The 10773-nt window shown below is 64.1% G+C and carries 11 protein-coding genes; 2 read left to right on the top strand and 9 right to left on the bottom strand.

The genetic code is table 11. The annotated features are described in order from the left end of the window. Positions 1-1039 (top strand): amidohydrolase family protein (locus VKR55_RS27265; RefSeq protein WP_324408299.1); only part of this gene is annotated, 1039 nt, incomplete at its 5' end. Between the two features lie 29 nt (positions 1040-1068). Here VKR55_RS27265 and VKR55_RS27260 read toward each other — a convergent pair. From VKR55_RS27260 to VKR55_RS27220, 9 genes are all read right to left on the bottom strand, one after another. Next, complete coding sequence (locus tag VKR55_RS27260) at positions 1069-1785, bottom strand: hypothetical protein (RefSeq protein WP_324408297.1); 717 nt, start codon at positions 1783-1785, stop codon at positions 1069-1071. Between the two features lie 168 nt (positions 1786-1953). After that, complete coding sequence (locus VKR55_RS27255; protein ID WP_324408295.1) at positions 1954-2409, bottom strand: MarR family winged helix-turn-helix transcriptional regulator; 456 nt, start codon at positions 2407-2409, stop codon at positions 1954-1956. Positions 2410-2426: 17 nt separating this feature from the next. After that, the gene (locus VKR55_RS27250; RefSeq protein ID WP_324408294.1) at positions 2427-3131 is read right to left on the bottom strand and encodes an ABC transporter ATP-binding protein; all 705 of its coding nucleotides are present in this window, start codon (positions 3129-3131) and stop codon (positions 2427-2429) included. After that, on the bottom strand, positions 3128-3919 hold the full coding sequence (locus VKR55_RS27245) for an ABC transporter ATP-binding protein (RefSeq protein ID WP_324408293.1): 792 nt from the start codon (positions 3917-3919) through the stop codon (positions 3128-3130). Before VKR55_RS27245 ends, VKR55_RS27250 begins: the two co-directional genes overlap by 4 nt. Then, positions 3916-5802 carry an ABC transporter permease gene (locus VKR55_RS27240; protein ID WP_324408291.1) on the bottom strand — a complete coding sequence of 629 codons (1887 nt, stop codon included), beginning with the start codon at positions 5800-5802 and terminating at the stop codon, positions 3916-3918. The genes VKR55_RS27245 and VKR55_RS27240 overlap by 4 nt, the downstream gene beginning before the upstream one ends. A gap of 163 nt (positions 5803-5965) precedes the next feature. Continuing rightward, complete coding sequence (locus VKR55_RS27235) at positions 5966-7183, bottom strand: ABC transporter substrate-binding protein (protein ID WP_324408290.1); 1218 nt, start codon at positions 7181-7183, stop codon at positions 5966-5968. Positions 7184-7228: 45 nt separating this feature from the next. Next, positions 7229-7813: an amino acid synthesis family protein gene (locus VKR55_RS27230; RefSeq protein WP_324408288.1), complete on the bottom strand. Its 585-nt coding sequence runs from the start codon at positions 7811-7813 to the stop codon at positions 7229-7231. Positions 7814-7837: 24 nt separating this feature from the next. After that, a complete protein-coding gene (locus VKR55_RS27225; RefSeq protein ID WP_324408286.1) occupies positions 7838-8731 on the bottom strand; it encodes a UPF0280 family protein in 894 nt (297 codons plus the stop codon). Then, on the bottom strand, positions 8728-10179 hold the full coding sequence (locus tag VKR55_RS27220; protein WP_324408284.1) for a 6-hydroxynicotinate reductase: 1452 nt from the start codon (positions 10177-10179) through the stop codon (positions 8728-8730). Before VKR55_RS27220 ends, VKR55_RS27225 begins: the two co-directional genes overlap by 4 nt. 250 nt (positions 10180-10429) lie before the next feature. On the opposite strand from VKR55_RS27220, the gene VKR55_RS27215 reads away from it, so the two are divergent. Next, the coding region (locus VKR55_RS27215; protein WP_324408282.1) for a (2Fe-2S)-binding protein at positions 10430-10773 on the top strand (344 nt) is incomplete at its 3' end.

Below are 10773 nucleotides of genomic sequence, written 5' to 3'. Positions count from 1 at the left end.
CGACACCGAGGGCGCCACCACCGTGGTCAATGCCAACGGCACCACCGTCGCCCCCGGCCTGATCGACAGCCACGTCCATCCCGTCGCCGGCGACTGGACGCCGCGGCAGAACCAGGTCAACTGGATCGACAGCTATCTCCACGGCGGCGTCACCACCATGATCTCAGCGGGCGAGGTGCACATGCCGGGCCGGCCGCGCGACGTCGTGGGACTCAAGGCGATGGCGGTGTTCGCGCAGCGCGCGTTCTGGACGCTGCGCCCGGGCGGCGTGAAGGTGCATGCCGGCGCGCCCGTGATCGAGTGCGAAATGGTCGAGGAGGATTTCAAGGAGATGGCCGCTGCCGGCGTCAAGCTGCTCGGCGAAGTCGGCCTCGGCGGCGTCAAGGATGGGCCGACGGCGCGCAAGATGGTGGGCTGGGCCCGCAAATACGGCATCCAGAGCACGATCCATACCGGTGGGCCGTCGATCCCCGGCTCCGGCCTGATCGACAAGGATGTGGTGCTGGAAGCCGACACCGACGTGGTCGGTCACATCAATGGCGGTCACACCGCACTGCCCGACGACCAGATCCGCTGCATCTGCGAGGGCTGCAAGCGCGGACTCGAGCTCGTTCACAACGGCAATGAGCGCTCGGCGCTCTACACGCTGCGCACCGCGCGCGAGATGGGTGATCTCGCCCGCGTCATCCTCGGCACCGATGCACCGGCCGGCTCCGGCGTGCAACCGCTCGGGATCCTGAGGATGGTGTCGTTGTTATCCTCGCTCGGCGACCTTCCGGCCGAGCTCGCCTTTTGTCTCGCCACCGGCAACACCGCGCGCATGCGCGCGCTCGATTGCGGACTGATCGAGATCGGCCGCGCGGCCGACTTCGTGATCATGGACAAGGCGCAGCATTCGCCGGGCAAAAACCTTCTCGATAGCGTGCAGCTCGGCGATCTGCCCGGCGTGGGTATGACGATCATCGACGGCATCGTCCGCACCCAGCGCAGCCGCAACACGCCGCCGGCCACGAAGGTGCCGGAGATCGTGGGGCATTAATCCAGCGTCGCCAGGGAGGCCTGACGACGTCAGAACGTAAACAACACCGAGGCGTACCAGGAATATCGATCAGTCTCCTCGGTATTCTCGATTCCGCGCCTGACATAGCCGAGCAGGTGATAGTTGTCGTTCAGGTCGTAGCGCCAGCCGACGCCTACGCTGGATGTCGCCGGCGTGCCGTGCGAGTCGGCGGTCTGATGAAACAGCTCGGCGCCAATCTGAAGCTTCGGCAAAATCTGATAGGTCAGCACGGCGCCGGCTTCGCAAAAATCCGCGGCGCGGATCTCGCTGAAGACGCATCCACCACCGCCGAACGCGGACCATCCTCCGCTCCAGTCCTTCTGCACCCACACCGGCAACAACAGCGACGTGCGATTGTCGCCAATGATGTTTGAGCCGCTGGGAAGGAAAATGCGCAGGAAAATACTGACGTCAAGACCGAACGTTTCCTGATGCAGGAAACGATATTTCGCGGCGAGCTCGAGGTTGCTCATTGCGACATTCGTGCCGCCGATCGATTGGTCAAAGCCGGCCGGCAAGGTCGCGGTGAGCTGAAGATCAGGCGCGGCGCCGTAATTGAAATCGATGCCGCTCTCGCCGGACACGTCGGAACGCGTCGCGGTGCCGTTGTTGAACGTATAAATCTCGAAATGCCCGTAGTCGGTCGGCTCGGGATCGTCGGCAACATAGGGCGGTCCGGCGACTGCCGATCGTGTCAGCACCGTCAGCACCAAACCCGCACTCATCGCCAAGCGCGTCAGACACGCGCAATACCCAGCCATCGGTCGCACGAACGGTTTAAGTCCGATCATCCAAGTCCATGCTACATGAGGCTGAATGTACCCACAAATCTCAAAGCGAAGCGGACTGAATTTGGTGGGCACAGCCCTTTGCGCCTTTTGCCCACCCTACGGTCAACGCAATTTGTCGAGCAGCATCAGCAGCGCCTCGCGCTCCCTGGCGTCGAGCGGCGACAGCGTCTCCCTTGAGATCGCGAGCGCGTTGGGGGCGGCCTTCTCCGCCATTTGTGCGCCCGCCCGCGTGAGGCTCACGAGCAGGCGCCGGCCGTCCTCGGGATCAGGCGAGGTCTCGGTCAGTCCGCGCGCGGTAAGGCGGTCGATCACGCCTTTGATGGTCGCCACATCCATCGCCGTCAGCCGCCCGAGCTGATTCTGCGAGCACGGCCCGGTCTCGTTGAGTTTGGCCAGCGCCGCCCATTGCGTCGGCGTCAAGTTGATCCCGATGTCGCGCGCAAAGATCGCGGCATGCCGCTGCCAGACCTGGCGCAGGATGAAACCGATCTGCTCGTCGAGGATATAGCTCGGCTTCGACGGCTTGACGGTCCTTTTCAGCGTAGCGCTCCTGGCCATCGATCCCCCACCTTCTTTTATAGCGACAGATGCGCGTCGCTGATATCAGGACGCGCATCGAGCTCGGCCATGGTGCCGCCAAAGCAGATCCGGCCGCCCTCGATGATATAGGCGCGGTCGGAGATCAATCTTGCGAAATGCAGATTCTGCTCCGACACGACGATGCTGACGCCTTCCTTCTTCATGGTCAGGATGGCGTCGACCATCTGCTCCACGATTTTCGGCGACAAACCCTCCGACGGCTCGTCCAGCAGCACCAGCGATGGATTGCCCATCAGCGTGCGCGCGATCGTCAGCATTTGCTGCTCGCCGCCGCTCATCCGTCCGCCCGGACGGGAGCGCATTTCGCCGAGATTGGGAAACAGCGCGAACAGCTTTTCGCGCGTCCAGTACGGCGCGTTCGGCCGCTTTGGCTGGCGGCCGACCTCGAGATTCTCCTCCACGGTCAGCTCGGTGAAGATGCGTCGCTCCTCCGGCACGTAGCCGAGGCCGTAGCGCACGATCGCATGTGTCGGCTCGCGCGAGACGTCCCTGCCCTCGAACAGGATGCGACCCGAGCGCTGCTCGACGAGGCCAACGATGGAGCGGAAGGTCGTCGACTTGCCGGCGCCGTTCCGCCCGAGCAGCGCCACGACTTCGCCCTCGCTGACCTCGAGCGCGATGTCGAACAGGATATGCGCGGGGCCATAGTGGCTGTTGAGGTTTTCGACGGTAAGCTTCATGCCGACGACCCCTCGCGATGACGGGCGTCATAGACCAGGCCCTCGCCGAGATAGATCGCGCGCACCTGGCTGTTGCCGCGCACCTCCGCCGGCGTTCCCTCGGCAATCAGGCTGCCGCGGTTGAGCACCAGGATACGGTCGGCGTGTTCGAACACGACGTCCATATCGTGCTCGGTGAAGAGCACGCCGATCGATTGCTCGCGCGCGATCCTGGCGGTGAGCCGCATCAGCTCGATACGCTCGCGCGGCGCCATGCCCGCGGTCGGTTCGTCCATCAGGAGGAGCTTTGGCTGATTGGCAAGCGCCACCGCAAGCTCAAGCCGCTTGAGGTCGCCATAGGCGAGCTCGCCGCAGGGACGGTCGGCGTAACCGCTCATGCCGACCAGCTCGAGCAGGCGCGCCGCCTCCTCGCGCGCGAGCTTGGGTGTCGACGACCACAGGTTAAAGAGCTGCCCGCGGTGCGACACCAGCGCGACCTGCACATTCTCGCGGACCGTCATGGTCGGAAACGTCGCAGTGATCTGAAAGGTGCGTCCTACCCCGAGCCGCCAGACCTCGCGCGGCGCGCGGCCGGCGGTGTCCTCGCCGAGCAAAGTGATCCGGCCGCTATCCGGAATCCTCTGGCCGTTGAGCATATCGAAACAGGTGCTCTTGCCCGCGCCGTTCGGGCCGATCAGCGCCAGGATCTCGCCGGCGCGAAGCGCAAACGACACGCCGCGCACGGCATGAACGCCGCCATAGGATTTGGTGAGGCCTTCGACCGACAGCAGTGCGGATGCGTTGCTCATTCGGCGGACTCGATGCGCGAGGTGAGAACGGCTGGCTGTGGTGACGCGCGGCGATAGCGAAGCCGCAAGCTCTCGATCACACCGACAATGCCCTTGGGGAACGCAACCACGATCAGCACGATGAAGGCGCCGAGCACGAGTTTTGACCAGTCGGTCTGGCTGACCAGCCAGATGTTCAACGCCTTGTAGACGACCGCGCCGACGCCGGCGCCCGTGATGGTCTCGACCCCGCCGAGCAATACCATGACCAGCGCATCGACCGAGAGCGAGATGCCCACCACATCGGGGAAGACGCTGCCCTTCAGATACGCGAACAGCGCGCCGCCGACGCCCGCAACCGTGCCTGCGATGACGAAGGCGGTCCACTGGATGCGCTTGCCGTTGATGCCGATCGCTTCGCCACGGAGCGGCGAGTCGCGTGTGGCGCGAAGTGCGAAACCGAACGGCGAGAAAATCGCCATGCGCAGCGCTGCGACCATCAGCACCGCAATACCGAGCGACAGCCAATAGAAATGCGACGGGCTCGAAGCCCATCTCTCCGGCCAGACGCCAAGAATGCCGTTGTCGCCGCCGGTCACCTCCACCCACTGGAACGCGATTGACCAGATGATCTGGGCAAAGGCGAGCGTCAGCATCGCGAAGTAGACGCCGGAGAGCCGCACGGCAAAGAAGCCGAACACGACGGCGCCAAGCAGGCCGAGCAGCGGCCCGAGCAACAGGCAGGCGATCATCGGCAGTCCCGCCATCTTGGCAAGGAACGCAACGCCGTAGGCGCCAAGGCCGAAATAGGCGGCATGGCCAAAGGATGCGAGCCCGCCGACCGACATCAGGAAATGCAGGCTCGCGGCAAAGATCACGAAGATCGCGATTTCCGCCGCGACGGTGAGTGCATAATTGCCGGCGACGAGCGGCAGCGCAGCGGCGACAATGATGACTGCAAGGGCGGCAAGGCGTTCCCCCGAAGTCAGTGGCCGCCACGGATTGACGGTCAGGCCCGGCGACTTCCGCGCCGCCGCCTCCGGCTTGCCGAACAGGCCCCAGGGGCGGACGATCAGCACCACCGCCATGACCAGGAAGACCAGGATGATGGAAATCTTCGGGAAGATCAGGATGCCGAAGGCATTGAGCTCGGAGACCAGCACCGCGGCGACGAACGCACCCCAAATGCTGCCGAGGCCGCCGATCACAACCACGACGAACACATCGACGACGATGCGCAAATCCATCGCATGGTTGACGGCATCACGCGGAATCTGCAGCGCGCCGCCGAGAGCAGCAAGGAACACGCCGAGCGCAAACACGCTGGTGAACAGCCATTTCTGATTGACGCCGAGGGCAGCGACCATGTCGCGGTCCTGCGTCGCGGCGCGCACCAGCACACCCCAGCGCGTGCGCTGGAACATCAGCCAGAGGATGCCGAGCACGAGGGGGCCGAGCACGATCAGGAACAGATCGTAGCTCGGGATGTTCTGACCGAAGAAGCCGACCGCGCCCTTCAAGCCCGGTGCGCGGGGGCCGACCAGGTCGCTCGGGCCCCATTGCCATACCACGAGGTCCTCGACCATGAGCGTGAGCCCGAAGGTCGCGAGCAACTGGAACAGTTCCGGCGAGTGATAGATCCGGCGCAGCAAGATCATCTCGACGATCACGCCGATCGCAGCGACGATCAGCGCCGCGGCGAGGATACCGCCCCAGAACCCGAGCGCGCCCGAGAAGCGATCGGTCAGCGTGAAGGCGACATAGGCGCCCAGCATGTAGAAGGCGCCATGAGCGAAATTGACGATCCGCGTCACGCCGAAAATGATCGACAGGCCCGACGCAACCAGGAACAGCGACGCCGCGCTGGCAAGGCCGGTCAGGAACTGGACGATATAGAAAGCCATCGGCGGTCCGCGTTAGCGTTTAAAGTCACGTCTCCCCGCTTGCGGGGAGAGGTCGGATTGCGAAGCAATTCGGGTGAGGGGCTGTCTCCACGAGTCGCGTTCGCGGAGAGAGCCGCTCACCCCAACCCTCTCCCCGTAAGAACGGGGAGAGGGAGAAGAAGGATCACTCCTTCGGGCGCATCTTCTCGACTTCGGCATCGCTTGGCAGATAGTCCGAGCCCTTCTTGTAGGCGATGTCGACCATAATGCCCTTACCGTCCTTCAGCGCGGTCTTGCCGGTGAAAGCACCCAGCGTCGACTGGTGGTCGATCTTGCGGAAGGTGATCTGGCCGAACGGCGACGGCACGGACAATCCCTCGGCCGCCGCGATCAGCTTGTGCGGGTCGGTCGAGTTGGCTTTGGCCAGAATCGCTGCCGCCGACTTGATGGTCTGATAGCCCACGATGGAGCCGAGTCGCGGATAGTCGTTGTACTTGGCCTTGTAGGCTTTCAGGAACGCATCGTGCTCGGGGGTATGGATCGCGTACCAGGGATAGCCGGTGACGATCCAGCCTTCCGGCGTCTCGTCCTTGAGCGGATCGAGATATTCTGGCTCACCGGTGAGGAAGGACACCACGGACTTGCCCTTGAACAAGCCGCGGGTGTTGCCTTCGCGCACGAACTTCACGAGATCGGCGCCGAAGGTGACGTTGAGGATCGCATCGGGGTTGGCGGCGGCGAGCGCCTGCACGACCGGACCGGCATCGATCTTGCCGAACGGCGGCCACTGCTCGTTGACCCACTGGATGTCGGGCCGCTTCGCCGACAACAGCTTCTTGAACACGCTGACCGCGGACTGGCCGTACTCATAGTTCGGCGCGACCGTGGCCCAGCGCTTCGCCGGCAATTTCGCGGCTTCCTCCGCCAGCATCGCCGCCTGCATGTAGTTGGAGGGACGGAGCCGGAAGGTATAGCGGTTGCCCTTGGACCAGGTGATGGCATCGGTCAGAGGCTCGGCCGCGAGGAAAAACACCTTCTTCTGGTTGGCGAAGTCGCTAACGGCAAGCCCGATGTTGGACAGGAAGGTGCCGGCGAGCATCGCGACGTTCTCGTTCGACACCAGCTCGTTGGCCGCGGTCTGCGCGTCCGCCGGCTTGCCGGCGTCATCCTTGGAGACGACGACGAGCTTCTTGCCGTTGATACCGCCGGCCGCGTTGATCTCCTCGACTGCAAGCTGCCAGCCCTTGCGGTAGGGATCGGTGAAGGCGGGCAGCAGCGAGTAGCTGTTGATCTCGCCGATCTTGATCTCGCCCTGCGCCATGGCGCTGTTCGCCATGCCGGCAAATACGATCGCAAGACCTATCCCAAAAAGGCTTGCCCCTAGAAAGTGTCGTCGTCGCATCCCAAACCTCCACTGTTAAAACGCTTTTGTTTTGAGCATGATTGTCTAGCGCAAGCCGTCCTCGCCCTTGATCTCCGCGGTCGTCAGCCCGCCGACCCGCGGCAGCGGCCGGCCAGAGTCGGTGACGGCGACCGCGACCATGATCTCGTTGGCGCGCGGCGCGTCGTTGATTTGCACTTCCATGCCGTCGAAATGGCTGCGCACGAAGGCGGCATCCTTGTGCCCAAGCGGGATATCGAGCGTGGTGCCAGGCCCTGAGCGCTTCTTCGAGGACGGGATCAGCGCCGCGCCCTTGCTCAACACCTTGCGCACCGGAGCGCCCATCTTGGGGTGCAGGATCGCAGCCGCATGCTCCAGCTCGCCGTTCTCGCCGACGGCGGCAGCCTTGCCGTAGCTGTGCGCTTTCGCGCCATCGATGCCGAGCGCAGCGACGGCCTTCTTCGACAGCAACTCGCCCAATTCCTCGCCGATCGCGATCAGGGGCGAGAGATCCTCGACATAACGGCCAGCAAAGGGATTTTCGATCACGGCGATTGCAGCGGCGCGGCGCGTCGGCGGGGCGATAGTCTTGCCCATCTCGATATGGGTCTCCTCGACCACGGTGACGATCTTGCGAATGATGGCGCTCATCGGCATGTGCCTTCCCGGTCAAGTCTAACTTGCGTGTTCTAGCTGGCGTTCGTGAAGCGCTCGCGATCCGATGCGCCGTGGGCCGACAACGACGGTCTCGCCCTTGAGCCGCAGCGCGGCGCCTTCGATCAATCCCGCAACGAGCAGGCGTCGCGCACAGTCTGCACCTGCTGCCAATGCGATCTCGATTTCACTTTCGGACAAGGCGCCGACGTCGCGGGTGACGAGGCGAGCGCCGAGATCGCTGTCGGGCTGCAGCTCGTTTGCCGGCAGACGCGTGACGGCCGGATGGCCGGGCAGATCGACGGCATTGGCAATGATCGTAGCGGCGGCATCGGCCATTGATGCGGTCGTTGCGAGCGCGGTCACCGCATCGGCAATCCCCAGCGAAAAGCTGCGGCCATGGCGGCCACTGGTCGCAATACCTCGTATCGGATCATCGGCGCTGATGACCATGGTGCGCATCAGGCCCTGGCTGTCGGGCCGATCGATCAGTCCGACGGTGAAGTGTTCATCATCGGTGAGATACAGTGCGATGTCGCCGCCATTGTTGACGTAAGCGCGATCGAGACGAGCCGCGCGCAGCATCGCGCCCAAAATCTCCTCGGCCACGCTGCCTGCGACTGCCGCCATTGGTGTGATGAAGCAGTCGGGGGCGAAAGGCGCGACGGCAGCATGCATGCGGCGCGCGACCACGCCCTTTAGCGCACAGCGCGCGGGATCGGCCGCGCGGCGCAATTCGACAAGCTCCTCGCAGAGCTCGTCGAGCAAGCCAGTAAAGCGCTTAGCCGCGGCGTCATAGGCCGCGCGCACCTCATTCGCGCCACCCTTCGCCTCCACGATCAGATCAATCGGACCGTCCTGCAAATGCAGCCGCCTGCCGTCCGGAAGGAGCGCGATTTGCGGCAGCCGTTTCATGCGCGCCGTCCGGGGATAATCGGCATCGGACGGACTTCGGCGCTGTCCCTGATCGAAGACAGCGGACGCACGTAATCCATGTGGCCGCCGAGCGCGGCATAGTCCGCAAGCCGCATCGTGAACTCGATCGGCGCCACCAGTGCCGGCGTCGGCACATAACCGAACGCGCCAGCGGGCATCTGCGTGACATCGACCATGAAGGTGATGCCGCCGCCCGGCCAGACATAGACCGGCGCGCCGCCGCTCGTCACCCGCGTCAGCGCGTCCTTCACCGAGCGCGTCAGCCGCACAGGATTGTCGGTGACGCCGGCACGCAGCGAGCCGCCGGCCCCTCCCATGAACAGCACGGTGCACAGCGCCGGCTCGCAATTCTCCTGGATGCGCTCAACCGAGAGCCTCAGGTCGAGCGGCATCTCCGTCTCGACCGGCCGCAGCGCCTCGTCGAGCACGTAGTAAGCGGCATGCTCGCCCGTGGTGGAGACCATCAACATGGTCAGGCCCGGCCGCGCCTCCTTGGCATCGAATGGCCCGAGCACCGAGAGCGGATCGGAGATTTTCGTGCCACCCCACCCCGTGCCGGGCTCGGCCACCTGGAAATAGCGACCCGGTGTCGAGCGCCGGCCCTTCATCTTGATACCGGTGTCGGGAATATCAAGGAGCTTGCCGGCCTGATGCTCGCTGAGCACGCCGGTGATGTGGTCATCGACCACAACGACCTCGTCGACCCTGCCATGCCATTGCTTGGCAAACATGCCGATGGTCGCCGAGCCGCAGCCGACCCGCATCCGCTCTTCAGCAACGCCGTTGACGATCGGCGGTTTGCCCGCCTGCACCACCAGGGTCGCGCCGCCGTCGATGGTGAGCTCGACCGGCTTGCAATTGGAAAGGTCCATGAGCGTGTCGCAGGTGACCCGGCCCTCCTTCTTCGAGCCTCCAGTCAGATGATGCACGCCCCCGAGCGAGAGCATCTGCGAACCATATTCGCTGGTCGTGACATGACCAACCGCCTCTCCTTCCGCGCGCACGGTCGCGGTCTCGGGTCCGAGATAGCGGTCGGTGTCGATCTTCACCTTGACACCGCAATAGGAGAAAATGCCTTCGGTCACCACCGTGACCATGTCGACGCCGTCGATCTCCGAGGAGACGATGAAAGGCGCGGGCTTGTAATCGGGATAGGTGGTTCCGGCGCCGATCGCGGTAACGACGACCTCGGGCTGACGGACGATCTTGCCGTCCCAATCGCCGCCGCTCTGGAACGGCACCAGCCGTCCGCCATGCTCGACGGTATGCTCCAGCACGATGTGAGGATCGACGCGCACAAGCTGGCCGTCGTGATTGGCGTAGCGGTCACAGGCGCCAGCCGCGCCCGGCTTGATGTAGCACATCACCGGACAGGCATCGCAGCGGATCTTGTCGCCGATGACCTTGGCCGTCGCTTCCGTCGACATGAACAGCCTGTTCTCCGGCGGCGTCCTCCGGCCGTCCGGATAATCGTTCGTATACGAATGATGTTGCGCGCGATCCGGAACACTGTCAAGCGGCGACAGCGGCGAAATCGCCGCCTGCCGCATAATCGCTCAGTTGCCTATAGTTCCTGTCCGCTATTCAGGCAGGTGTTTGCACTGCGAAATGCACATCGCTTGCACGTTTGTATACAAACGGTACTGTCTTTCAGCTCAGGATGCGACCGGACGAGAGATGACGCAGCCAACGATCCGACTGACCGTCAACGGCGAACGCCACGACGTGAGTGCTGCACCGGACACCGCGCTTCTCTACGTGCTGCGCAACGATCTCGCGCTGAACGGCCCGAAATATGGCTGCGGGCTCGGCGAATGCGGAACCTGCACCGTGCTGATCGATGGCATGGCGGCACGCTCCTGTGTCATCCCCATCGAAGGTTGCGTCGGCCGCGACATCGTGACGCTCGAGGGCCTCGGCTCGCGCGAGCATCCCGATCCCGTGCAGGACGCCTTCATCAGGGAGCAGGCCGCGCAATGCGGCTATTGCCTGAACGGCATGATCATGACCACCAAGGCGCT

Origin of the sequence: Bradyrhizobium sp., from assembly GCF_035309285.1 — a bacterium.
Lineage (GTDB): Bacteria > Pseudomonadota > Alphaproteobacteria > Rhizobiales > Xanthobacteraceae > Bradyrhizobium.
The sequence above is the reverse complement of the archived record's forward strand: the minus strand, read 5'-3'. Positions and strand labels throughout refer to the sequence as shown.